The following is a 22,437-nucleotide window of genomic DNA, read 5'->3' on the forward strand; positions in this document are numbered from 1 at the left end:
GTCATAACTAATCGTTTGCGTATCGATCGAGATAAGCCACTGCTAAGTGATGTAAATGTTCGAAAATTGCGAAAAATGACCGTTAAAATGCCAGTAAAACGTTTGCAGTCGCAATAGTCGTTTGAGAGAATACCCGCGCTAATAAAAATGAAAACTTTAGCAATTATCTCTTTTTTAAATCGCTTATGTATCCAGGAGCAGACATGCCTTCTCGTAAAGATCTAGCCAATGCAATCCGCGCACTTAGCATGGACGGTGTTCAACAAGCAAATTCAGGCCACCCAGGCGCACCTATGGGCATGGCTGACATCGCTGAGGTTCTTTGGCGTGGCCACTTGAACCACAACCCAGCAAACCCAGAATGGGCTGACCGCGACCGTTTTATTCTGTCTAACGGCCATGGTTCAATGTTGATTTATTCTCTGCTTCACCTTGCAGGTTACGAGCTTTCAATTGAAGACCTGAAAAACTTCCGTCAACTGCACTCTAAGACTCCAGGTCACCCTGAGTACGGTTACGCTCCTGGTATCGAAACAACGACTGGTCCTCTAGGTCAAGGCATCACTAACGCTGTTGGTATGGCAATGGCTGAGAAAGCACTGGCGGCACAGTTCAACAAAGAAGGCCACGACATCGTAGACCACTACACTTATGCATTCATGGGTGATGGCTGTCTGATGGAAGGTATCTCTCACGAAGCATGTTCTCTAGCAGGTACGCTAGGTCTTGGTAAGCTGGTTGCTTTTTGGGATGACAACGGCATCTCTATCGATGGTGAAGTTGAAGGTTGGTTCTCTGACGATACACCTAAGCGTTTTGAAGCATACGGCTGGCACGTAATCCCAGCAGTAGATGGTCACGACTCTGACGCTATCAACGCAGCGATTGAAGCGGCTAAAGCGGATCCTCGTCCTACGCTTATCTGTACTAAAACTATCATCGGTTTTGGTTCTCCAAACAAAGCGGGTACGCATGACTGTCACGGTGCTCCACTAGGTGCTGATGAAATCACAGCAACTAAAGCAGCATTGGGTTGGGAACACGGTCCTTTCGAAATCCCAGCAGATATCGCAGCTGAGTGGAATGCGAAAGAAGCAGGCGCAGCGAAAGAAGCAGCGTGGAACGCGAAGTTTGACGCATACGCAGCGGCTTACCCAGAGCTAGCAGCTGAATTCAAACGTCGTACTAACGGCGAGCTACCCGCTGAGTGGGAAGAGAAAGCAAACGCAATCATTGCTGATCTTCAAGCTAACCCAGCAAACATCGCTTCACGTAAAGCATCTCAAAACGCACTAGAAGCGTTTGGTCAAATGCTTCCAGAATTCATGGGCGGCTCTGCTGACCTTGCGCCTTCTAACCTGACTATGTGGTCTGGTTCTAAGTCTCTTGAAGCAACTGACTTCTCTGGTAACTACATCCATTACGGTGTACGTGAATTCGGTATGACGGCTATCATGAACGGTATCGCTCTGCACGGTGGTTTCGTGCCATACGGCGCAACGTTCCTAATGTTCATGGAATACGCGCGTAACGCAATGCGTATGGCTGCTCTGATGAAAGTTCAGAACATCCAAGTTTACACGCACGATTCTATCGGCTTAGGCGAAGATGGCCCTACTCACCAACCGGTTGAGCAGATCGCTTCTCTACGTCTGACTCCAAACATGAGCACATGGCGTCCATGTGACCAAGTTGAATCTGCAGTGGCTTGGAAACTGGCTATTGAGCGTAAAGATGGTCCTTCATCTCTAATCTTCTCTCGTCAAAACCTTGCACAACAAGATCGTAATGCTGAGCAAGTTGCTAACATCGCTAAGGGTGGTTACATCCTGAAAGATTGTGAAGGCAAGCCAGAGCTAATCATCATTGCAACTGGTTCTGAAGTTGAGCTTGCAGTTGAAGCTGCTGCACAACTAACCGCTGAAGGTAAAGCAGTACGCGTAGTATCTATGCCTGCAACTGACGCGTTCGACAAGCAAGACGCTGAATACCGTGAGTCTGTACTTCCATCTGACGTTACAGCGCGTATCGCAGTAGAAGCTGGCATCGCTGACTTCTGGTACAAATACGTTGGCTTCGGTGGCAAGATCATCGGTATGACAACGTTCGGCGAATCTGCACCAGCAGGTGAGCTATTCAAGATGTTCGGTTTCACTACTGAAAACGTAGTAAACACAGCGAAAGAGCTTCTTGCTTAATCATTGACTGATGGCCTTGTGCTAACAGTTAAATGAAGGAAAAAACCGAGCGCTGAGCTCGGTTTTTTGTATCTGGGATTTGTTTCTTCTAGGCTTATCTCTACAAGCAACAGATTAACCTGTCTTAACTAAACGGCGTTATTCAAGTAATGCCTTTTGGGTAGGATTCAGTTATCATCTGTTGCACGAAATTTTGGTTAGATGTACGGAACTATGCTAAAAGTCGCGATAAACGGATTTGGAAGAATAGGGCGTAATGTATTACGCGCTGTCTATGAAAGTGGCAAAAGCCAACAAATCAAAGTAGTAGCTGTTAATGAGCTTGCTCAGCCTGACGCTATGGCTCATCTATTGCAATACGACACTAGTCACGGCCGCTTCGGCAAGAAAATCTCCAACGATCAAGAGCACATCTATGTCCATCACGGCATTGGTGCGGAAGATAAAGGTGAGTTCGATACCATTCGTATCTTACATCTTGCTGATATTGAGCTGTTGCCTTGGCGTGACCTAGAAGTGGATATTGTTCTCGACTGTACCGGAGTTTATGGTTGCCGAGATGACGGCCTAGCGCACATTGCTGCTGGGGCAAAAAAGGTACTGTTTTCTCACCCTGGTGCCAATGACCTCGATAACACCATTATCTATGGTGTGAATCACGATACCATTGAAGCGGACCACCGAATCGTTTCCAATGGCTCATGCACCACCAACTGTATTGTCCCTATCATTAAGGTTCTTGATGACGCCTTTGGCATTGAGTCCGGTACTATTACGACTATTCACTCTTCAATGAATGATCAACAAGTTATCGATGCGTACCACAGCGATTTGCGTCGTACTCGAGCGGCAAGCCAATCGATCATTCCTGTCGATACCAAGTTGCATAAAGGTATTGAAAGAATCTTCCCGAAATTTTCCAACAAATTTGAAGCTATATCTGTGCGTGTGCCGACGGTAAACGTAACAGCGATGGATTTAAGTGTCACAATTAATGCAAATGTGAAAGTTAATGACGTAAATCAAACCATTGTTAATGCATCCCAGTGTACATTACACAATATAGTTGACTATACTGAAGCGCCGCTCGTTTCCATCGACTTTAATCACGATCCCCATAGCGCAATCGTTGATGGTTCACAAACTCGAGTGAGCAACGGCCACTTAGTTAAAATGCTAGTGTGGTGTGACAATGAATGGGGCTTTGCGAACCGAATGCTAGATACGGTTCTTGCAATGCAAGCTTCTGAAGGCAAGAAGTAAGACCTAGAAGCAAATGTGCGGATTATTTATTTTTTAGCTTGAAATAAATACTAAGAGTCCACATATTATTGGTAGTGAAAGAATTACCAGTTGAATAATTTATAGGCTTAGCAGGGTTGCTGAGTTTCCAAAACTTTATATTTATTTAAATTTGAGAGGACAAATCATGTCTGTGATCAAGATGACTGACCTGGAACTTGCAGGTAAACGCGTATTTATCCGTGCTGACCTAAACGTACCAGTAAAAGACGGTAAAGTAACTTCAGATGCACGTATCCTTGCATCTCTACCAACTATCAAACTTTGCCTAGAAGCTGGCGCAAAGGTAATGGTTACTTCTCACCTTGGTCGTCCTACTGAAGGCGAATACAACGAAGAGTTCTCTCTAGCTCCTGTAGTTAACTACCTAAACGACGCACTAGACTGCGAAGTTAAACTAGCTAAAGATTACGTAAACGGCCTAGAGCTAAACGCTGGTGAACTTGTTGTTCTTGAAAACGTTCGCTTTAACAAAGGCGAAAAGAAGAACGAAGAAGCGCTTTCTAAGCAATACGCTGCACTATGTGACATCTTCGTAATGGATGCATTCGGTACAGCTCACCGTGCTCAAGCTTCTACACACGGTGTTGGTACTTACGCTCCTGTAGCATGTGCTGGCCCTCTTCTAGCTGCTGAGCTTGAAGCGCTTGGTAAAGCAATGGACAACCCAGCTCGCCCACTAGTGGCTATCGTTGGTGGTTCTAAGGTTTCTACTAAACTAACAGTTCTAGAATCTCTTTCTAAAATTGCTGACCAGCTTGTTGTTGGTGGTGGTATCGCGAACACATTCATCGCTGCTGAAGGCCACAACGTAGGTAAGTCTCTATACGAAGCTGACCTAGTTGAAACGGCTCAAAAACTAATGAAAGAGTGTGCTATCCCAGTAGCGACTGACGTTGCATGTGCTAAAGCATTCGACGAAAACGCAGAAGCTGAAATCAAGCACGTTTCTGAAGTTCAAGACGACGACATGATCTTCGACCTTGGTCCAGATTCAACTGCGGCACTAGCTGAAATCATCGGCAACGCTAAAACTATCCTTTGGAACGGCCCTGTAGGCGTATTCGAATTCAAAAACTTCGAAGCGGGTACAGCTGGTATCTCTAAAGCAATCGCTGAGTCTGCAGGCTTCTCTGTAGCAGGTGGTGGTGACACGCTAGCAGCTATCGACAAGTTCGGTATCAAAGCTGACGTTTCTTACATCTCTACTGGCGGTGGCGCTTTCCTTGAATTCGTTGAAGGTAAAGTACTTCCTGCAGTAGCAATGCTTGAAGAGCGTGCTAAAGCATAATTGATTTAGAAAGGCGAGATGTGAATCTCGCCTTTTAACGTTTGCTGCATATCACACTTTTTTGCTAGAATGACATAAGTTGTGAGCAAACGATTGCAAGTTTTTGAACTTAAGTTTTTTAATCTTAAAACGATAGAATAAATAGGACTATTTCCATGTCTAAGATCTTCGATTTTGTAAAACCTGGTGTAATTTCTGGCGATGACGTACAGAAAGTATTTGAAATCGCAAAAGAGAACAAGTTTGCACTTCCTGCTGTAAACGTTGTTAACACTGATTCAATCAACGGTGTTCTAGAAGCAGCTGCTAAAGTTAAAGCTCCTGTTGTTGTTCAGTTCTCTAACGGCGGTGCTGGTTTCTTCGCTGGTAAAGGCGTTAAACTTGAAGGTCAAGGCGCACAAATCCTTGGCGCTGTTGCTGGTGCAAAATACGTACACGCTGTTGCTGAGTCTTACGGTGTTCCAGTTATCCTGCACACTGACCACGCTGCTAAGAAACTTCTTCCATGGATCGACGGTCTACTAGACGCTGGTGAAGAGTTCTTCGCACAAACTGGTAAGCCTCTTTTCTCTTCTCACATGATCGATCTTTCTGAAGAGTCTCTAGAAGAGAACATCGAAACATGTGCTAAGTACCTAGAGCGCATGGCTAAAATGAACATGACTCTAGAAATCGAACTAGGTTGTACTGGTGGTGAAGAAGATGGCGTTGATAACTCTGATATGGACGCATCTGAGCTTTACACTTCTCCTGAAGATGTAGCTTACGCTTACGAAATCCTAAACGCAGTTAGCCCTCGTTTCACTATCGCGGCTTCTTTCGGTAACGTACACGGTGTTTACCAAGCTGGTAACGTTGTACTTACTCCAACTATCCTACGTGACTCTCAAGCATACTGTGCAGAGAAGTTCGGTATTGCACCTAACGCTCTAAACTTCGTATTCCACGGTGGTTCTGGTTCTTCTGAAGCAGAAATCCAAGAGTCTATCGGTTACGGTGTTATCAAAATGAACATCGATACTGATACACAGTGGGCAACTTGGGATGGTATCCGTACTTACTCTGCTGAAAACTTCGATTACCTACAAGGTCAAATCGGTAACCCTAAAGGCGAAGACCAACCAAACAAGAAGTTCTACGATCCACGCGTATGGCTACGTGCTGGTCAAGCTTCAATGGTTACTCGTCTTGAGAAAGCATTTGCTGACCTTAACGCTATCGACGTACTATAATTCTTTGAATTAAGTACTCTTTAAATTTTAAAAACCCGCTCATTGAGCGGGTTTTTTTATATCTGATAAAAACTTGTATTAAATATGTGAAAAACCTAGCCTCCGGTGAATAAATTTCGTAGTCTTTTAGTTATCGGTATTTGTGTTTATCGGTAAGTTTTAATAATTCAAAAGCTTACATAAATATGACTTTGCAATCTGTCAAAGATAGGATATCGTGCCAGAAAATCTGAACTTGGTTCAGTTTATAAAAAGGACTTGGCTTTAATTTACTTTGAACACAATGACTTAACGGTCATTAACCTGTTTATTATATTGCAGAGTAAATTAGGCTTAAGGCAGTTTAGCCCATAGCATATTATATAGAGGATGCACATTATGGCTGATAGTTCGACAGCGATTGAGACTCCACTTGTGGATGGTTTGTCTCAAGCAGAGCAGTGGTTAACAAATAATTCAGATTTATTTATCCAATATGGCGTAAATATCATTTCAGCACTGATAATTCTATTTATTGGTAACCTTATTGTTAAAGCCGTAGCGAATAGCGTGTCTAAGGTTCTTCAGAAGAAGAAAATGGACCGAGCGGTTATTGAGTTTATTCACGGTTTAGTCCGTTACTTATTGTTTGTTATTGTTTTAATTGCTGCACTTGGTCGTTTAGGTGTTCAAACGGCATCCGTAGTTGCTGTTATTGGTGCGGCTGGTTTAGCCGTTGGTCTTGCACTACAAGGCTCACTATCTAACTTTGCTGCTGGTGTACTTATCGTCGCATTCCGTCCATTCAAGTCTGGTGACTACGTGGAAATTGGTGGTGTTGCGGGTTCAGTGGATTCAATTCAGATCTTCCAAACTGTTCTAACAACGCCAGATAACAAAATGGTAGTGGTACCAAACGGTAGCGTTATTGGTAGCCCAATTACTAACTACTCTCGTCATGACACACGTCGTATCGACCTAATGATCGGTGTTTCTTACGGTGCTGATCTACAAAAGACCAAAGAACTTCTGACTAAGATTTGTGAATCTGATGAGCGTGTATTGAAAGAGCCTGGTGTTCAAGTTGGTGTTCACACACTAGCGGACTCTTCAGTAAACTTTGTGGTTCGCCCATGGGTTAGTACTGCAGAGTACTGGAATGTTTACTTCGACCTGATGCAAGCAATCAAAGAAGGCTTGGATAAAGAAGGTATCGAAATTCCATTCCCACAAATGGATGTTCACATGAACAAAGTTGAGGGCTAATAAAGCTTCGACAAGTTGAATAAAAAGGCGGATAACTTAGGTTATCCGCCTTTTTTCTTGGAGCTATATTTTCAGATTATTTCTACCAATACTGCTCAATAAGTCCATTGGCGAGTACCGCTGCGATAGCAAACATCATAGTTGCTACTGCGATATCAATGCCTTTCTTAACATTCGGTTTAGATAGTGTTGGACCTAGCTTTGCTGCGCCCAATGACAAAGAATAAAACCAGACGAACGAAGCTAAGATGGTCCCGATAGCAAACGCAATTCTGTCGTTACCTTCAAACTGCCCGCCAATCGATCCAAGAATCACCACGGTATCCAAATAGAGGTGAGGGTTTAATACTGTAACCGCCAATGCACCCAAAATAACGGTGCGCTTACCGCGAGCCAGTATCTCTCCTTTCGACTCCTCGCTTGAGGGTGCTTTAAAGGCACTGCGCAGTGATAACAAACCATACACGGTTAGAAAAGCGATGCCGCCTAACGTCACTGAGGTGAGTAGCAATTCATTTTGCGACAGAATCGCACCGCCACCAAAGATACCCAATGAGATAAACAGAGTATCGAGCAGGCTACAGATTGTCGCGGTGGTTAAATGGTGGTTGCGCTTTATCCCTTGATTTAGGACGTACGCATTCTGAGCGCCAATAGGGATAATCATGCTTGCCCCTAGACCAAAACCTTGTAATAAAACCCAAAAACTCATTTTAACCTCCACTTATTTAACGATATTTACGTGCTATATGGCGAAGATACTCCGCCCCTTTAAATAAGTATAATTAATGATTTTAATCTATTATTAGAGTTGCTAATGTGGTGGTGAGATAGCTTAAAAAGGAAGCAAATTGATGCGCGGATTGGATTATAAATGGATAGAAGCACTGGATGCCGTAGTAAAACAACGTGGCTTCGAAAGGGCTGCTGAGCAGTTATATATATCCCAGTCGGCGATATCTCAGCGCATCAAACAGCTGGAAAAGTGGTTGGCTCAGCCTGCCTTAGTGAGAGAAAGCCCGCCTAGGCCAACGCCTGCGGGTAAAAAATTACTGGGCTTATATCGTCGTGTTCGGTTGTTAGAGCACGAACTTGTGCCTGAGTTGATGAATGAAGAGGGAACTCAGCCACTATCGATATCCATAGCCACCAACGCTGATAGTTTGGCGACATGGCTGCTACCGGCTTTGTCGGATGTGATGAAATCTCGCCAAGTCGAGTTGAACCTCGCGATTCATGGTGAGTCGAGAACCATTGAAAAGATAAAAAGTGGCGAGGTGGCAGGTGCAATCAGTTTGGAGTCTCAAGCGATTCCAGGCTGCAGTGCCGACTATCTTGGTAGGATGGATTATGTGTGTGTGGCTAGCCCTGATTTTCATCAGCGTTACTTTGCAGAGGGCGTAAACTACGCCACTTTAAGCAAAGCGCCTGCGGTTTCCTATGATCAATACGATGATCTGCATAAGAAGTTTCTGCATGATCATTTTAACGTACCGAGAGACAGTGTGATCAATCATACAGTCGGCAGTTCAGAAGCATTCGTGCGCTTAGCATTATCGGGGGTTGCCTACTGTCTGATTCCTCGATTACAGATCATTGACGAGCTAGAGTCTGGTGCTCTGATTGATATTACCCCTGGCTTTCTGCTGTCTTATCGTATCTATTGGCACCATTGGCAGCTCGAAAGTGGGATGTTAAAAGAGGTATCCCAAGCGATATTAAGTTTTGCTCACAATCACTTACCTCAGTAAGCTGTTGGTTTTTTCAGCGTCAAAGTTCTGTTAGAAGTGCGTGCTCTGGATTGGCTAAACGATAAATTGCTCTATGATGAAAGTACATTTGTTTAGCATGGGTCATACCTAATGAAGCTTGTACCAAAGATGTTAGCAACGTCTCTTACTCTTACTGCGGCGTTGAGTGCTGTGAGTTTTCCATCATTGGCAGACTCTCCATCCTTTCCGCATATTTCAACGACAGGCTATGGTGAAGTGATCGCGACACCAGATATGGCGACATTTTCTGTGAGAGTCGTGGAATCGACGATGACCGCTGAACAGGCTAAAAATACTGTTGATAAAGTGGTAACGGGCTTTCTAAATAAGCTGCACCAAGCGGGTGTCGATGAGGCGAGTGTACACAGCTCGAACCTGTATTTATCTCCTCAATACCACTATCCAAAAGATGGTAAACCGGAACTGGTTGGCTACCGCGCCTCGCGTAATGTGACCGTTCAAGTGAATGAACTGGCCAATCTAAACGAGTATATGGATATTGCTATCGGCCAGGGCATTAATCAGATCGATAACATCCAGCTTCAAGTTCGCGACCAAGCTAAGTATCAAGAGCAGGCGCGCTTAGAAGCCATTAAAGATGCGACATCAAAAGCTAAATCATTAGCGAGTGGTTTTGAACGTGAGTTGGGTGATGTATGGCGCGTGGACTACAGCGCCCAATCTTCTCAGCCTGTACTCATGCGCTCAATGGCGATGGATGCAAGAACAGAATCGAACTCTTATGAAGACTCAACGATCACCATTCGTGATCGCGTGAATGTGATCTACCAGATCGAAGAGTAATGATAACGCCATAGAAGGTTTTGGATCATGATGATCTAATTACCTACGATAGGCCAAATGCTAAAAAGGCTCTCATCATGAGAGCCTTTTTTATGCATTTTGAGTGCGATGGTTAGTGAAGAAGACGAGCACGGATTGTGCCTTCGATCTCTTTCAGTTTAAGCAGTGCTTCTTCTGAGCGATCGGCTTCTACATCAATAACTACATAACCCATATCAGCCGCAGTCTGTAGGTACTGACCCGCGATGTTGATCCCTTCTTCAGCGAAGATGGTGTTGATCTGAGTTAGGATACCTGGGCGGTTTTCGTGGATGTGTAATAAACGAGACGTGCCAGTATGCAGTGGTAGTGATACCTCTGGGAAGTTAACACTTGATAGTGTAGAGCCGTTATCAGAGTATTTTGCTAATTTTCCAGCAACTTCAACACCAATGTTCTCTTGTGCTTCTTGAGTTGAACCACCCACGTGAGGCGTTAGGATCACGTTATCGAACTGCATTAATGGCGACTCAAACGGGTCTGCATTGGTTTTGGGTTCTGTTGGAAAGACGTCAATAGCCGCACCAGCAAGGTGACCAGACTCCAGAGCGCCACACAGAGCAGGAATATCGACTACCGTGCCACGAGCTGCGTTGATAAAGATAGAACCAGGCTTCATGCGCTCGAATTCTTCCTTACCCATCATGTCTTTTGTTTCGTTGGTTTCAGGGACGTGCAAAGAGATTACGTCACACTTGTTCAGTAGTTCCGTCATGGTATGAACTTGCGTAGCGTTACCCAAAGACAGTTTGTTTTCAATGTCGTAGAAGTAAACGCGCATACCAAGGTTTTCCGCAATAATACCCAGCTGAGTACCGATATGACCGTAACCTATAATACCTAAACGCTTACCACGAGCTTCGTAAGAGTTGTCTGCACTCTTTTTCCAGATACCACGGTGAGCAAGGGCGTTCCTTTCTGGAATGCCACGTAGTAGTAATAAAATCTGACCAAGAACGAGCTCAGCAACGCTTCGAGTGTTTGAGAACGGTGCGTTGAACACGGGGATACCGCGTTTTGCTGCTGCTTGAAGGTTGACTTGGTTAGTACCAATACAGAAACAACCAATAGCAACCAGTTTTTCAGCTGCATCAATAACTTCTTGGGAGATGTTAGTGCGAGAACGAATACCAATGAAGTGAGCATCTTTAACTGCTTCAAGAAGTTCATCTTCCGGTAGCGAGCCTTTGTGGTACTCAATGTTTGTGTAACCAGCGGCTTGCAGTACTTCTACAGAAGAAGGGTGAAGACCTTCTAGAAGTAGAATTTTTATTTTTTCTTTTTCCAGTGAAACTTTGGCCATTGTTCTCGTCCTTAAAATGGAAAGGTTGGGCAAATGCGGCGCACGTGCTACAAAATGGCTGAAAGGGGAACAAATTCACCACTTTGTTAGGAGACAAACGTTTTCCCTGTGCGTCTTCTGAACAATAAAGTAACAAAAAAAAAATGTTTTGGGTAAGAAAATTACGGAATAAGACATAATTTTACAGCAATAAAGCAAAAAAAACGGCGCCCTAGGGCACCGTATGTAATGAAGTAACAGAAAAACTCAATCTTCCATTATTCATTCTTCGATTTTTGCACCTTCAGGCGTGCCAGTGATAACCACATCAGCGCCACGGTGAGCGAACAGACCAACCGTTACCACACCAGCAATACCATTGATGATATCTTCTAGTTGTTTCGGGTTTTCGATCGCCATGCCGTACACATCTAGGATCACGTTGCCGTTATCTGTTGTGCAGCCTTCGCGGTAAACTGGGTCACCACCAAGCTTAACCAACTCACGAGCAACGTACGAGCGTGCCATTGGGATTACTTCAACCGGTAGTGGGAATTTACCCAACACATCAACGGCTTTAGTACCGTCAACAATACACACAAACTTATCAGAGATAGCCGCTACGATTTTTTCACGAGTCAAAGCAGCGCCACCGCCTTTGATCATATCGCGTGAAGCGTTAATTTCGTCTGCGCCATCAACATAGATGTCTAATTTGAATACGTCGTTGCACTCAAATACTTTGATTTCTAGTGCTTCTAGTTTTTCAGTAGAGGCTACAGAGCTTGAAACCGCACCTTTGATTTTGTCTTTCATTGTGCCAAGTGCGTCGATGAAGTGATTTACTGTTGAGCCAGTACCTACACCTACAATGCTGCCTTCTTCAACATATTGAAGTGCTGCCCAGCCAGCTGCTTTTTTCATTTCATCTTGAGTCATGCCATTCTCCTGAATAAGGTCTTGCGCTTTGAATTAATCGTTCGCGTATTGAAGTTAACGTTTGGTATCGAGGTTAACGTTTGCGGCGCGATTATAGCGCTTTAATGGTTGTTTTCCCATTGCCAAGTTTTACTCGGAGTCACGATTTTAGGCAACGGAATGTCCCAACCTTCAATTGGTAAGCGATCGACATGTTGGCAATCGTGAGCAAGGCCAATAGGTGTTGCGCCATTGCCCGTCTCGAACCACTTCGCCAAGGTGCGATCGTAATATCCGCCGCCCATGCCTAAGCGATGCCCTTGAGAGTCAAAGCCGACAAGGGGCGTAAGAATAAGGTCGAGTTGCTGGCAAGGTTTAACCAGCATCTGATTGAGCTGAGGTTCGACAATACCGTATTTATTCAAGACCGTAGGTGTTGTTGGCGAGTAGTGCAGAAACAGCAAGTGTCCGGCAGAGAAGGGGTGCAATACTGGTAAATAAGTTTGCTTACCTTGCGCCCATAACCATTCGATTAAAGGCTGGGTATCGAGTTCGCCATCAATGGAAATATAAAGAGCGATATGCTGAGCAGACTGAATCTCATTGAGTTGAGAACACTGCTTAACTAAGTCTATACCGGATTGAGTTTGTTGGTAGCCAGATAAGGCATTGCGCTTGATACGGATCTGTTTGCGAAATTCGCTGCGTGTGAGCGTCTTCATAAGAAGGGATACCCCAAAGTGCCGTTGAGAATAGATGGCCCTTGAACCAGCGAGTTCAAGGCGGATCAGCAATGATTACCGTAGGCTTCTCGGCGGACCGAGCATGCTCAATAGCACTCAAGTACTAACCCTTAGGGATTGCTTATCGGCTCGGGGACGTGAATCCTCTGACAAACACTCCAGGGTAAATTTTGTGTACGCTATTGCTGTCCGTGCTTAACTTTACTGAGGACATCTGAAAGTGATGTCGTGAGCTGTTCCATTCGCTCGGTCAGTGCGTTTTGTTCGTCGTTTGCTTCAAACTTCTTGGTTTGCAGCTCATAACAAATATTCAGAGCTGCGATCGTTAGCAGCTTCACTTCATTGGTTACCTTAGTACGTTCAGCCATCTCTTTCAATCGATTATCAAGATCGGCCGCCGCTGCAATTAATGACTCTTCTTGCCCTGGTGGACAATTCACTCGAGTCAGTTTTCCTAATATTTCAACGTCTACCGCTTGATTACTCATGATGGATGAACTCTTTAACGCGCTATTTTAAGGCTGTTGCCCTTCGCCATTTTTTGAGAAAGAAAAAGTGCAAGTACCGATGAGGAAGCAATCTCCTCTGAGGGAGAAACTATAGGTAAACCGCTATTAAGATTCAAGCTTTTCAGAGTGACTGTTTGTAAATGAGAGCTTGAGCACACAGTAATTCAGCAAATTGAACAATTGATAGTCAGTCATCCTTCAATTGCTGGGGATCGATGCTTACCAGAATTGGGGTGAAGTGGTACGATTATACTATCGATATAAAGAATAACTGAGCGAGCTATCTGATGAGCGAAACTACTTTACCTGACTACCTAACGGTTGCGACTGAACTTCAATCGGCAAGTCTAGCCGTAACCCCTGCTGAGATGCATGGTTTATTAACGGGTATGTTAAGCGGAGGCTTAAACCTTGCAGATAAAAGCTGGCAACCACTGATCTTCGATTACACCAATGAAGGCATGGGCTGGCCAGATCGCGCGCTAACGTTAGCGGAAGCAACATTGAAAGTTACAACCAGTGAAATCACAGGCTCAGGTATGGAACTGTCTATGTTACTGCCGGATGAAGATGCAAGCGCGAGCGTGTTTGATCTTGCTGATGGTGTGTCTGATTGGATTAACCATTTCATTTCTGGTTTGGGGCTTGTTGGGGCTCAATTGAACAAAGCGTCTGAAGGCACCAAAGAAGCGTTGGCGGATCTTGAAGAGATGGCGAAGCTAGGCATTGACGAAGAAGATGATCTGGAAGAGCAAGCACAACTTCTAGAACACGTTATTGAGCACGTAAAAGCGTGTGCATTAACGATTCATGCTGAATTTGGTGCACGCCCATCTGAAGATGCGGCGCCAACCATTCATTAATTAGTTGGCCGGTTTGAGGTTATGATGGCTCAGTATGATGTTGTAATTGCTGGTGGCGCAATGGCAGGGGCAACCTTAGCCCTTGCTTTGAATCACCTAAGCCAAGGTTCATTGTCGATTGCGGTAGTGGAGCCTTATCAGGTTGATCATCAAGCTCATCCAGGGTTTGATTCTCGTTCGATTGCTTTGTCCTATGGCACGGTGCAGATCCTGGATTCTTTGCAGTTGTGGCAATCTATCGCTCCAGTAGCGACCCCGATTAAAGATATCCATGTTTCGGATAGAGGACATGCCGGAATGACAGACATCTACAGTGAAGAGCTTGCTGTAGATGCGCTTGGCTACGTGGTCGAGTTAGCCGATGTGGGGCGAATCTATCAACAGAAACTTGAATCAGAAGCGGCAATTACCATGCTTTGCCCTGAGTCTGTCAGTAAAGTTGAACGTGAAGAAGCGTTGACGACGATTGAACTGACAAGTGGGCAAACCATAACGACTAAGTTATTGGTTGCAGCTGATGGTGCAATCTCAACCTGTTGCCAACAGATCAATATCTCATTGAGTGAGCACGACTTTGAGCAAGTTGCTGTGATTGCCAATATCGTGGCGAGTGAACCTCACCAAGGTCGCGCATTTGAGCGTTTTACTCACCATGGGCCAGTTGCTCTATTACCGATGAGTGACAACCGTTTATCGCTGGTTTGGTGTTTGACACCAGAGCAAGCACAAAAAGTGATGACGCTAAACGACAACGAATTTCTTGAGCAGCTGCAGAACGATTTTGGCTGGCGACTTGGTCGATTAGAGAAAGTCGGCAAGCGTGCTAGTTACCCACTGATTCTTCGTCACCGACAGCAAAATATCTCTCATCGATTTGCTATTGTTGGCAATGCCGCTCAAACGCTCCACCCAATTGCGGGGCAAGGCTTTAACCTTGGTATCCGAGATGTGGCTTCCTTGGCAGAAGAGTTATGTCGCCAGTTGGATGATGTGGGTCGTTACAATGGTCTTGTTAACTTTAGAAAGCGTAGAGAACAAGACAGAGACGCAACGATCACGCTGACTTCAAGCCTAGTTCATCTGTTCTCAAACGATTTTATGACCGCTCGCATTGGGCGTAATCTTGGGTTAGCCGTAATAGATAACCTTCCACCACTTAAAGGTCCACTTTTGCGTCATACGCTTGGCCTAGTAGAAAGATAAGGTAATAAATAATGATGCAAAGTGTTGATATCGCGATTGTTGGTGGTGGCATGGTTGGCCTAGCGCTTGCTGCTGCCTTGAAAGACAGTGACCTAAGAATTGCTGTCATTGAAGGCAGAGCGCCTAGTGAAGGGCTGAGCGAGCTGCCTGATGTACGCGTGTCTGCATTGAGTCGTTCTAGTGAAGTGATTCTTCGTAACCTAGGGGCATGGCAAGGCATTGAACAAAGACGAGCTGCACCATATCAAGCGATGGAAGTGTGGGAGCAAGACAGCTTCGCTCGTATTGAGTTTGACTCGACACGCTTGGCTCAGCCGAACTTGGGTCATATCGTTGAAAATCGTGTGATTCAATTAGCGCTGCTTGATCAGGTTAAGAAGCAAGACAATGTCAGCCTGTATATGCCCGCAACGTGTAAAACGATGGCGATTGGTGAAAGTGAAGCTTGGTTAACATTGGACAATGGTCAAGCTCTGACTGCTAAGCTGGTTGTTGGAGCAGATGGCGCAAACTCTTGGGTTCGTAAGCAGCAAGATATCCCATTAACACATTGGGATTACGGCCACAGTGCGATTGTCGCGAACATCAAAACCACAGAGCCGCACCACAGCGTTGCTCGTCAAATATTCACACCTCAAGGCCCATTGGCATTCCTACCAATGCAACCAAGCCACATGAGCTCGATTGTTTGGTCTACGGAGCCTAATCGTGCCGAGAAGCTTGTATCAATGTCAGATGCTGATTTTAATAAACAGCTAACGTCAGAGTTCGACTCAAAGCTCGGACTGTGCGAAGTGGTTGGTGACCGTTTTGCCTTCCCACTACGTATGCGTTATGCGCGTGACTTTGCGGTAGAGCGTGTGGCTTTGGTTGGTGATGCTGCTCATACCATTCATCCATTAGCAGGGCAGGGCGTTAACCTTGGCTTATTAGACGCAGCAAGCTTAGCACAAGAGCTGTTAAAGCTATGGTCTGCGGGTGAGGACATTGGCACCAAGCGTAATCTTCGCGGCTACGAGCGCTGGAGAAAAGCAGAGGCGGCGAAGATGATAGCTTCAATGCAGGGCTTTAAAGATCTGTTTGAAGGCGATAACCCAGCTAAGAAGCTGATTCGTGGTATCGGTATGAAGCTTGCTGGCCAATTACCGGGTGCGAAAGATGAGATCATGAAGCGCGCACTGGGTTTGTCAGGTAATCTTCCTGACTTAGCTAAGCGACCAGTGACTCATAGATAGTGACATAGTGTTCTGGTGATTTATCGAATCATCATTGATACGAAAAAAGGGTTGGCATTATGCCAACCCTTTTTGTTTTTAATTCTGTAGGTAATCAGGTCATGCGTACGCGCAGCGCAGTTTCATGATTTCACTATTTATTTCTTTCACTGTTTGAAAGTGACGTTTTTCTGCTCGGTCTGGTAGCACTAGCTTACCGTTATCAAACTCAAATTTTCCTACGCCGTAAATGTAGATTCGTCCTTTGAAAAGTCGACTTACATGTTTAGCAATCATACTCGGTGTATAGCGCTTAAACAGTCTCATTCTTAATTATCCTTATATTTACCTAGCCTGCATATTATAGAAAAACTCCGAGATAATAATTGTGATAAGCATGGAGTAATATGCAGTAGAGTTGACGTTAATTAGATATTTGTGCTGTTCTAAGCACTTTCTTCAGTAAATATCTATTTTTACGTGAGCTCCTCCCCAAAATAATACTGAGTAGTGAACTGCCGTGAACTTTCCTGTTCGGTATTAAGCAGTGATAATGTTACAAGTATAAGAATAGGCGGGATTTTTTTGTTTGTGTAATCAAATTGTAAATTTTGGACAAAAAAAAGCCCGTCTAAAACGGGCGAATAGTCACAGATGCATTACACAAAAGTGGATACTGATGTTACTCAGTGGATTCACTTGTACTGATTTGCTTAATAGCTAGTCAGTAAATTCACAATAACGCAAATTTAACTTTGTGACTACTTATGCTTTTATTTTGAGTAACTATTTATTAAGGGTGTGCTCTTCTTATGACGAAGTTCACACTAAAAATGTACTCAATGAAATATTTAAATGAAGTTTGCGAAGCATGATCTGATTGAAACGATCATCGACTGATGTCAGCGACGGTCGGAGCACATAGCGCCATAAGATCATTGAGATCCAACGCAACGCCAGCCATTCGATCACCCGAGCTAATGGTAACGGTCGAGTTGTTCTGAATGGAAGGATCAAAAATGATCGGCATGTGTCTCTTTAGAGCGAGCGGACCCACACAACCCACTTTAAAGCCAGTGATCGCTTCAACATCAGCGAGCGACACGCAGGTCATTCGACGGCAATTCAGAACTGAGCGTACTTTCTTGGGATCGACAGAGCGATCGCCAGCAGTACAGGCTAATGCATACTGATTACCCATATCCTTGAGCAGGATGCACTTCACCATTTGAGATGGGTCGATGCCTCGCTCTTGCGCGGTTTCTTCAATGCTAGTGGTTGGTTTGCTTTGCATCAGCAGGCGATAGTCCACCTGCTGTTGATCTAGCCATTGTGTAATCAGTGTTTCCACGTGATTACTCGTCTTCGAGGCTGTAAGGCAGTGGCAGGATATTCCATACTTGATCAGGCTGCGCAGTCAATCGAAGCTGAACATCATTATCAAGGTTGTTTGGCAATACCATCAAACCAATCGCTTTGTTATCAGCAAATTGATATACGTTTAATAATCGACCTGCACCACGCCAGTTCTCACCAACACTACGCTCTAGTTCAATAGGGTTCTCTAGAGACAATACTTCTGCTGTTGTTCCTGAAACAATGCGCATCTCACGCTTGTTCATGCCACGGTACTTAGCACGAGCTACTGTTTCTTGACCTGTGTAACAGCCTTTGGTAAAGCTGATGCCACCAATTGCTTGCAGGTTAAGAGCCTGAGGAATATGTTCGTTTTGCTCTGCTTTGGTTAGGTTAGGCTGAGCATCGAGAATTTCATGATACTGCCATAGAGCTTCTGATACTTTCTCCGCAGCGCTGTCTGATACCAAGGCTTCAGCTGCTTGTTCTGTCACAAGTAGAGCCCAGCGGTTGTCAGAGACTTTAACCGCGCTACCACCAGAGATAGCACGCACATTACCTTGGCTTTCTGAAATAGAATCAATGTATTGATCCGCAGCCGCGCCCATCACACCGATAACAACATCTGTCGTTTGTTCAATATCAACCTTAGAAAACACCGCGTATTTTTTGATTTCAACGAGCTCGACTTCAATCGCAGATTTAGGCTGCATGAGTGCGTAACCGCCATTGTGATGGAACAGGCGGAAGATGCTCCATACCTTTCCTTTTGCATCACAGTGTGCGCCTAGCGTGGATTCATCATTAGGAAGAGTGACGATATCGCACGTTACTTGACCCTGTAGGTACGACTTTTTGTCATCGCCTATCATGGTGATTGCGCTCCAGTCGGACACGTGTGTCATCATCAGTTCTGGAAGCGATTCATTTTGCGTATGAGCGAGTGGCTGAAATGTGTTTTTCCAATCCATTTTATCTTTCCTAAGAATTTTATTTGGCTCTATGTTAATCCGGTTCTGTTTCTTTGTCAGCCTAGGTTTTTTTGTGAGCTTAGATAGGGACTGTGACTCACATAGTAGTTGCAGGGCGTATGACTTGTTACACTCCGAGAAAGAAAAATTATAGGTGAGGATAGCCAATGTACACTGCAGAGCAGAAAGCACGAATTAAATGGGGTTGCCGTCGTGGCATGTTAGAACTTGATGTAGTCATCATGCCATTTTTCGAAGAGTGTTTTGATTCATTGCAAGAGCAGGAACAGCGCGAGTTTGTTTCTCTATTAGAGTGTGATGACCCAGATTTGTTTACTTGGGTAATGGGACACGGACGCAGTGAAAACCTAGGCCATGCATCAATGGTTGATAAAATTGTCGCACACAACCTCAGCAAGGTTCGTTAAGCTTCAGCTTAACCCTTCGTATTCCGCATTATTTGCAAAAGGCACTATTTTTGGGTGCCTTTTGTTTTTCATCGTCCTGTCTTCTATTCCACTTGCCGCCAGCCTTTATTGCTTAGCTTTAATGATCCGCTTGTTCAGAAACAACCATGTGACTCTAAACAGCGCCCATGGGAAGTTTGATTACAAAGAGGATGGTGATATTCGACTCAATGACCGAACTTACCGACTCAAGTCTGTTGATAAGATCTGGGCGCAGTTCTTTGTTAAATTGCAGTTTGAGTGCGGGCACTCGGTATTGCTTTGGCGCGACAGCTGTTGCGAGCATGAATATCGTCACTTTCTGGCGAACTTACAACGAGCACGCTAGATAAAAGAAAGCGTTAGACAAAAGAAAAGGGAGCACACGGCTCCCTTTCGTTTAATTATTTTTTGCTGACGACTAATTAGCTAATCACGTTTAACCAATTATTATGCTTGGCGTTTCTCTGGTGTCAGAATCGTTGGTCCACTGTCTTCTGCAAGTTCAGGGTAATCCAACGTGTAGTGCAGGCCGCGGCTCTCTTTGCGTTGCATTGCACAGCGAACCATTAGCTCAGCCACTTGTAGTAAGTTACGCAGTTCTAATAGGTTATTCGAAACCTTGAAGTAGCTGTAGTACTCATGAGTTTCTTGTTGCAGCATCTGAATACGGCGCAGTGCGCGTTCAAGGCGCTTGTCCGTTCGAACAATACCCATGTAATCCCACATGAATAGACGCAGCTCGTGCCAGTTGTGCTGAATGATAACTTCTTCATCACTGTTGGTGACTTGGCTTTCATCCCATGCAGGCAGTTCAGCACACAATTGAGATTGGTCGATGTTCTCAACGATATCTTTTGCTGCTGCCCATGCGTAAACCACACACTCAAGCAGTGAGTTAGAAGCCATACGGTTTGCACCGTGTAAGCCGGTATAGCTCACTTCACCAATCGCATACAAGTTAGTCAGGTCGGTTTGACCCTGCTTATTAACCATGACACCACCACAAGTGTAGTGAGCGGCTGGCACGATAGGGATTGGCTCTTTGGTCATATCTATGCCCAAGTCCATTAAGCGAGTGTGGATCATTGGGAAGTGCGTTGTGATGAATTCTTCAGGCTTGTGGCTGATATCAACATACATGCAGTCAGCACCTAAGCGCTTCATTTCGAAGTCAATCGCACGAGCAACTACGTCACGAGGAGCCAACTCACCGCGCTCATCGAAGTCCTTCATAAAGCGAGAACCATCTGGACGACGCAAGTAAGCACCTTCACCACGCAGTGCTTCCGTTAGCAGGAAGTTACGAGCTTCTGGGTGGAATAAGCAAGTCGGGTGGAACTGGTTGAACTCAAGATTTGCCACACGACAACCTGCACGCCAAGCGATAGCAATACCATCACCTGAGGAGACATCTGGGTTAGAGGTGTATTGGTAAACCTTTGAAGCGCCGCCTGTTGCTAATACAACAAATTTAGCGCGCACGGTTTCAACGTGTTCTTGGTTACGGTTCCAAATGTAGGCACCAATAACCTTGTCTTTCGAACCACCAATCTTATCTTCAGTGATCAAATCCAGCGCGTTGTGGCGCTCGAAGATCTCTATATTTGGGTGGTTGTTGACGTTATCTTGTAGTGAGGTTTGCATCGCCATGCCAGTTGCATCGGCAGCGTGCAGAATTCTGCGGTGACTGTGGCCACCCTCACGAGTGAGGTGATATTTCGGTTGGCCGTCTGTGCTGTTCTCATCTTTATCAAATGGAACACCACCATCAATCAGCCATTGCACACACTCTTTAGCATTTTCAGCAATGAATTGAACTGTATCTTCTTCACATAACCCAGCCCCAGCAATTTGAGTATCCTCTACATGAGACTCAATACTGTCCGACTCATCGAACACCGCGGCGATACCACCTTGTGCGTAATACGTCGATCCTTCGCTGCGTGGTCCTTTGCTTAATACAATTACTTTTGCATGTTCTGCTACGCGTAAGGCTAATGACAAGCCTGCCGCACCACTTCCTACCACTAATACATCACACTGATGTTCACGGTTTGCGTTCATAAAACTTATTAAATCCCGGGCTATAGTCGAGTTGTCCACTCTCAATTGACTTTGTCTTGTTTTAGGAGTTTGGATAAGACTGTTATAATCTCTCCAGAGTCATCCTTAAACGCTATGCAAAATCAATATATAGACAGCTATCTAGAAATATTTAATTGCTCAATACCATTGCTTTTGCTCAAGTTTCCCCAAATTTATAGGGATAGCTATTTTTATTACATCACATTGTGAAACAATAATGGCAAATAATTTTAAGAAAGTTGGAACTTTCGGTATTTGGCTTAGTCACAATAGTGCTCTTGTAGACGGTGGTGTCAATACTACATTTCGCATAATTAGTACCCATATCTGCGAAGGTAAGGGTTATAACAATAGGAGTACCCGCTCGAATGAACGAGCAGCTAACCGATCAAGTGTTGATTGAGCGAGTTCAGAGTGGAGATAAGCAGGCATTTAACTTACTAGTGGTTAAGTATCAAAACAAAGTTTGTAATCTTATCTCTCGATACGTGAATAATTCCGGTGATGTACCTGATGTAGCACAAGAAGCTTTTATTAAAGCTTACCGCGCGATACCTAACTTTCGTGGCGAGAGTGCCTTCTATACATGGTTGTACCGAATTGCCGTGAACACCGCTAAAAATCATATTGTTGCCCAAAGCCGTAGGCCGCCAGCAACAGATGTAGATGCAGAAGATGCAGAATATTACGAAACAGGCAGCGCGTTAAAAGAAATATCGAACCCTGAGAACTTAACGCTGTCAAAAGAATTGAAACAAGTCGTTTTTGGAGCGATTGAAGCGCTACCAGAAGACTTAAAAACTGCAATGACGTTGCGTGAGCTCGAAGGTTTGAGCTACGAAGAGATTGCAGAAGTAATGGATTGCCCTGTAGGAACCGTACGTTCGCGTATTTTCCGAGCTCGTGAAGCGGTGGAAAAGAAAATTAAACCTCTTTTGCAACGCTAGAACTTGTAATAATT

At 44.7% G+C, this 22,437-nt stretch carries 22 protein-coding genes and 1 other RNA gene; 13 read left to right on the forward strand and 10 right to left on the reverse strand.

Features of this window, described 5'->3' with window-relative positions; all coding sequences use genetic code 11:
• The first annotated feature begins 203 nt into the window (after positions 1–203).
• The 5 genes from tkt to mscS all read left to right on the forward strand — a co-directional run bounded on the left by tkt (position 204) and on the right by mscS (position 7,268).
• A complete protein-coding gene (gene tkt, locus ACED45_RS12285) occupies positions 204–2,198 on the forward strand; it encodes a transketolase (RefSeq protein ID WP_048605833.1) in 1,995 nt (664 codons plus the stop codon).
• A 213-nt stretch (positions 2,199–2,411) separates the two neighbouring features.
• Positions 2,412–3,461, forward strand: a complete 1,050-nt coding sequence (gene epd, locus ACED45_RS12290; RefSeq protein WP_065675480.1) for an erythrose-4-phosphate dehydrogenase — start codon at positions 2,412–2,414, stop codon at positions 3,459–3,461.
• A 166-nt stretch (positions 3,462–3,627) separates the two neighbouring features.
• On the forward strand, positions 3,628–4,791 hold the full coding sequence (locus ACED45_RS12295) for a phosphoglycerate kinase (protein ID WP_017059064.1): 1,164 nt from the start codon (positions 3,628–3,630) through the stop codon (positions 4,789–4,791).
• Positions 4,792–4,946: 155 nt separating this feature from the next.
• Positions 4,947–6,023 carry a class II fructose-bisphosphate aldolase gene (gene fbaA, locus ACED45_RS12300; RefSeq protein WP_060982706.1) on the forward strand — a complete coding sequence of 359 codons (1,077 nt, stop codon included), beginning with the start codon at positions 4,947–4,949 and terminating at the stop codon, positions 6,021–6,023.
• Positions 6,024–6,401: 378 nt separating this feature from the next.
• The gene (gene mscS / locus ACED45_RS12305) at positions 6,402–7,268 is read left to right on the forward strand and encodes a small-conductance mechanosensitive channel MscS (protein WP_171732413.1); all 867 of its coding nucleotides are present in this window, start codon (positions 6,402–6,404) and stop codon (positions 7,266–7,268) included.
• Between the two features lie 82 nt (positions 7,269–7,350).
• On the opposite strand, the gene ACED45_RS12310 is transcribed toward mscS, so the two are convergent.
• On the reverse strand, positions 7,351–7,980 hold the full coding sequence (locus tag ACED45_RS12310) for a LysE/ArgO family amino acid transporter (protein ID WP_146490595.1): 630 nt from the start codon (positions 7,978–7,980) through the stop codon (positions 7,351–7,353).
• A 142-nt stretch (positions 7,981–8,122) separates the two neighbouring features.
• Between ACED45_RS12310 and ACED45_RS12315 the strand changes: the two genes are divergently transcribed.
• Both ACED45_RS12315 and ACED45_RS12320 read left to right on the forward strand, forming a co-directional pair.
• Positions 8,123–9,019 carry a LysR family transcriptional regulator ArgP gene (locus ACED45_RS12315; protein WP_055319632.1) on the forward strand — a complete coding sequence of 299 codons (897 nt, stop codon included), beginning with the start codon at positions 8,123–8,125 and terminating at the stop codon, positions 9,017–9,019.
• A 111-nt stretch (positions 9,020–9,130) separates the two neighbouring features.
• Entirely contained in the window at positions 9,131–9,844 is a 714-nt protein-coding gene (locus tag ACED45_RS12320; protein WP_371714144.1) for an oxidative stress defense protein, read from the forward strand.
• A 112-nt stretch (positions 9,845–9,956) separates the two neighbouring features.
• Here the strand turns inward: ACED45_RS12320 and serA are convergent, their stop codons facing one another.
• From serA to zapA, 5 genes are all read right to left on the reverse strand, one after another.
• Positions 9,957–11,186 (reverse strand): phosphoglycerate dehydrogenase, encoded by a 1,230-nt coding sequence (gene serA / locus ACED45_RS12325; RefSeq protein WP_371714145.1) that lies wholly within the window; start codon positions 11,184–11,186, stop codon positions 9,957–9,959.
• A 261-nt stretch (positions 11,187–11,447) separates the two neighbouring features.
• Entirely contained in the window at positions 11,448–12,104 is a 657-nt protein-coding gene (rpiA, locus tag ACED45_RS12330; RefSeq protein ID WP_048605825.1) for a ribose-5-phosphate isomerase RpiA, read from the reverse strand.
• A gap of 101 nt (positions 12,105–12,205) precedes the next feature.
• Entirely contained in the window at positions 12,206–12,805 is a 600-nt protein-coding gene (locus ACED45_RS12335) for a 5-formyltetrahydrofolate cyclo-ligase (protein ID WP_371714146.1), read from the reverse strand.
• Between the two features lie 6 nt (positions 12,806–12,811).
• Positions 12,812–12,994: non-coding RNA, 6S RNA (gene ssrS, locus ACED45_RS12340), on the reverse strand.
• Positions 12,995–13,005: 11 nt separating this feature from the next.
• Positions 13,006–13,314, reverse strand: coding sequence for a cell division protein ZapA (gene zapA / locus ACED45_RS12345; protein WP_004735366.1), 309 nt, complete (start codon positions 13,312–13,314; stop codon positions 13,006–13,008).
• Positions 13,315–13,622: 308 nt separating this feature from the next.
• Here zapA and ACED45_RS12350 point away from each other — a divergent pair, with 308 nt between their 5' ends.
• From ACED45_RS12350 to ACED45_RS12360, 3 genes are read left to right on the forward strand one after another with little or no spacing between them, the layout of a single operon-like run.
• Positions 13,623–14,198, forward strand: coding sequence for a YecA/YgfB family protein (locus ACED45_RS12350; RefSeq protein WP_019826273.1), 576 nt, complete (start codon positions 13,623–13,625; stop codon positions 14,196–14,198).
• Between the two features lie 24 nt (positions 14,199–14,222).
• A complete protein-coding gene (gene ubiH, locus ACED45_RS12355) occupies positions 14,223–15,401 on the forward strand; it encodes a 2-octaprenyl-6-methoxyphenyl hydroxylase (protein ID WP_371714154.1) in 1,179 nt (392 codons plus the stop codon).
• 11 nt (positions 15,402–15,412) lie between these two features.
• Positions 15,413–16,636 (forward strand): FAD-dependent 2-octaprenylphenol hydroxylase, encoded by a 1,224-nt coding sequence (locus tag ACED45_RS12360; protein ID WP_371714147.1) that lies wholly within the window; start codon positions 15,413–15,415, stop codon positions 16,634–16,636.
• A gap of 99 nt (positions 16,637–16,735) precedes the next feature.
• On the opposite strand, the gene ACED45_RS12365 is transcribed toward ACED45_RS12360, so the two are convergent.
• The 3 genes from ACED45_RS12365 to ygfZ form a co-directional block, all read right to left on the reverse strand.
• Positions 16,736–16,942: a DUF1107 domain-containing protein gene (locus ACED45_RS12365; RefSeq protein ID WP_009847660.1), complete on the reverse strand. Its 207-nt coding sequence runs from the start codon at positions 16,940–16,942 to the stop codon at positions 16,736–16,738.
• Positions 16,943–17,504: 562 nt separating this feature from the next.
• Positions 17,505–17,966 carry an aminoacyl-tRNA deacylase gene (locus tag ACED45_RS12370; RefSeq protein ID WP_371714148.1) on the reverse strand — a complete coding sequence of 154 codons (462 nt, stop codon included), beginning with the start codon at positions 17,964–17,966 and terminating at the stop codon, positions 17,505–17,507.
• A 4-nt stretch (positions 17,967–17,970) separates the two neighbouring features.
• A complete protein-coding gene (gene ygfZ, locus ACED45_RS12375) occupies positions 17,971–18,942 on the reverse strand; it encodes a tRNA-modifying protein YgfZ (protein WP_371714149.1) in 972 nt (323 codons plus the stop codon).
• Positions 18,943–19,109: 167 nt separating this feature from the next.
• Here ygfZ and ACED45_RS12380 point away from each other — a divergent pair, with 167 nt between their 5' ends.
• A complete protein-coding gene (locus tag ACED45_RS12380; RefSeq protein ID WP_004735374.1) occupies positions 19,110–19,370 on the forward strand; it encodes an FAD assembly factor SdhE in 261 nt (86 codons plus the stop codon).
• Positions 19,318–19,737, forward strand: coding sequence for a protein YgfX (locus ACED45_RS12385; protein ID WP_371714150.1), 420 nt, complete (start codon positions 19,318–19,320; stop codon positions 19,735–19,737). The genes ACED45_RS12380 and ACED45_RS12385 overlap by 53 nt, the downstream gene beginning before the upstream one ends.
• A 101-nt stretch (positions 19,738–19,838) precedes the next feature.
• Here ACED45_RS12385 and nadB read toward each other — a convergent pair whose 3' ends face one another.
• The gene (gene nadB, locus ACED45_RS12390; RefSeq protein ID WP_371714151.1) at positions 19,839–21,455 is read right to left on the reverse strand and encodes an L-aspartate oxidase; all 1,617 of its coding nucleotides are present in this window, start codon (positions 21,453–21,455) and stop codon (positions 19,839–19,841) included.
• Between the two features lie 389 nt (positions 21,456–21,844).
• Between nadB and rpoE the strand changes: the two genes are divergently transcribed.
• Positions 21,845–22,423 (forward strand): RNA polymerase sigma factor RpoE, encoded by a 579-nt coding sequence (rpoE, locus tag ACED45_RS12395; protein ID WP_008223963.1) that lies wholly within the window; start codon positions 21,845–21,847, stop codon positions 22,421–22,423.
• The last annotated feature ends 14 nt before the right edge of the window (positions 22,424–22,437 follow it).

The organism is Vibrio crassostreae (assembly GCF_041439375.1).
Taxonomy (GTDB): domain Bacteria; phylum Pseudomonadota; class Gammaproteobacteria; order Enterobacterales; family Vibrionaceae; genus Vibrio; species Vibrio crassostreae_D.

What these genes read in the sequence shown, in the direction of transcription:
- ACED45_RS12295 (WP_017059064.1), top strand. Translation starts at nt 3,628, where the DNA reads ATGTCTGTGATCAAGATGACTGACCTGGAACTTGCAGGTAAACGCGTA.
- serA (WP_371714145.1), bottom strand. Translation starts at nt 11,186, where the DNA reads ATGGCCAAAGTTTCACTGGAAAAAGAAAAAATAAAAATTCTACTTCTA.
- ACED45_RS12385 (WP_371714150.1), top strand. Translation starts at nt 19,318, where the DNA reads ATGCATCAATGGTTGATAAAATTGTCGCACACAACCTCAGCAAGGTTC.
- ACED45_RS12350 (WP_019826273.1), top strand. Translation starts at nt 13,623, where the DNA reads ATGAGCGAAACTACTTTACCTGACTACCTAACGGTTGCGACTGAACTT.
- ACED45_RS12365 (WP_009847660.1), bottom strand. Translation starts at nt 16,942, where the DNA reads ATGAGACTGTTTAAGCGCTATACACCGAGTATGATTGCTAAACATGTA.
- nadB (WP_371714151.1), bottom strand. Translation starts at nt 21,455, where the DNA reads ATGAACGCAAACCGTGAACATCAGTGTGATGTATTAGTGGTAGGAAGT.
- ACED45_RS12360 (WP_371714147.1), top strand. Translation starts at nt 15,413, where the DNA reads ATGATGCAAAGTGTTGATATCGCGATTGTTGGTGGTGGCATGGTTGGC.
- ACED45_RS12335 (WP_371714146.1), bottom strand. Translation starts at nt 12,805, where the DNA reads ATGAAGACGCTCACACGCAGCGAATTTCGCAAACAGATCCGTATCAAG.
- rpiA (WP_048605825.1), bottom strand. Translation starts at nt 12,104, where the DNA reads ATGACTCAAGATGAAATGAAAAAAGCAGCTGGCTGGGCAGCACTTCAA.
- ACED45_RS12310 (WP_146490595.1), bottom strand. Translation starts at nt 7,980, where the DNA reads ATGAGTTTTTGGGTTTTATTACAAGGTTTTGGTCTAGGGGCAAGCATG.
- zapA (WP_004735366.1), bottom strand. Translation starts at nt 13,314, where the DNA reads ATGAGTAATCAAGCGGTAGACGTTGAAATATTAGGAAAACTGACTCGA.
- ACED45_RS12315 (WP_055319632.1), top strand. Translation starts at nt 8,123, where the DNA reads ATGCGCGGATTGGATTATAAATGGATAGAAGCACTGGATGCCGTAGTA.
- ubiH (WP_371714154.1), top strand. Translation starts at nt 14,223, where the DNA reads ATGGCTCAGTATGATGTTGTAATTGCTGGTGGCGCAATGGCAGGGGCA.
- ACED45_RS12380 (WP_004735374.1), top strand. Translation starts at nt 19,110, where the DNA reads ATGTACACTGCAGAGCAGAAAGCACGAATTAAATGGGGTTGCCGTCGT.
- mscS (WP_171732413.1), top strand. Translation starts at nt 6,402, where the DNA reads ATGGCTGATAGTTCGACAGCGATTGAGACTCCACTTGTGGATGGTTTG.
- ACED45_RS12320 (WP_371714144.1), top strand. Translation starts at nt 9,131, where the DNA reads ATGAAGCTTGTACCAAAGATGTTAGCAACGTCTCTTACTCTTACTGCG.
- ygfZ (WP_371714149.1), bottom strand. Translation starts at nt 18,942, where the DNA reads ATGGATTGGAAAAACACATTTCAGCCACTCGCTCATACGCAAAATGAA.
- fbaA (WP_060982706.1), top strand. Translation starts at nt 4,947, where the DNA reads ATGTCTAAGATCTTCGATTTTGTAAAACCTGGTGTAATTTCTGGCGAT.
- rpoE (WP_008223963.1), top strand. Translation starts at nt 21,845, where the DNA reads ATGAACGAGCAGCTAACCGATCAAGTGTTGATTGAGCGAGTTCAGAGT.
- epd (WP_065675480.1), top strand. Translation starts at nt 2,412, where the DNA reads ATGCTAAAAGTCGCGATAAACGGATTTGGAAGAATAGGGCGTAATGTA.
- tkt (WP_048605833.1), top strand. Translation starts at nt 204, where the DNA reads ATGCCTTCTCGTAAAGATCTAGCCAATGCAATCCGCGCACTTAGCATG.